The organism is Nocardioides sp., from assembly GCF_030019515.1.
Taxonomy (GTDB): Bacteria; Actinomycetota; Actinomycetes; order Propionibacteriales; family Nocardioidaceae; genus Nocardioides.
This window is the reverse complement of sequence record NZ_JASEEQ010000035.1, coordinates 1-515: the sequence shown is the minus strand read 5'-3', so window position 1 is coordinate 515 and position 515 is coordinate 1. Positions and strand designations below refer to the sequence as shown.

General features: G+C 65.8%; 1 protein-coding gene. It reads left to right on the top strand.

Going from position 1 to position 515, the window contains the following annotated elements:
- Window positions 1–515: alpha-amylase family glycosyl hydrolase (locus tag QMC84_RS22395; protein ID WP_300378894.1), on the top strand; the 515-nt coding region annotated here is incomplete at both ends.

Genomic DNA, 515 nt, shown 5'->3' with positions numbered 1-515 from the left:
CGAACATCGACGAATTCAAGAACATGGTCGACCGCTTCCACGCGCACGGGCTGGAAGTGATCATGGACGTGGTCTACAACCACACGCCCGAAGGCAACGAGATGGGCCCGACCATCTCCTTCAAGGGCATCGACAACGCCAGCTACTACCGCCTGCTGCCCGACCAGCCGCGCTACTACATCAACGACACGGGCACCGGCAACACGGTGAACCTGAGCCACCCGCGCGTGCTGCAGATGGTGACCGACAGCCTGCGCTACTGGGTGACCGAGATGCACGTCGACGGCTTCCGCTTCGACCTGGCGACCATCCTGGCGCGCGAGCCGCACGGCTTCGACGAAGGCGGCGGCTTCCTCGACAGTTGCCGTCAAGACCCGGTGCTCTCCAGCGTCAAGCTCGTCGCCGAGCCCTGGGACATCGGCCCGGGCGGCTACCAGGTCGGCGGCTTTCCGCCCGGCTGGGCCGAGTGGAACGACCAGTTCCGCGACACAGTGCGCGCCTTCTGGAAGGGCGAC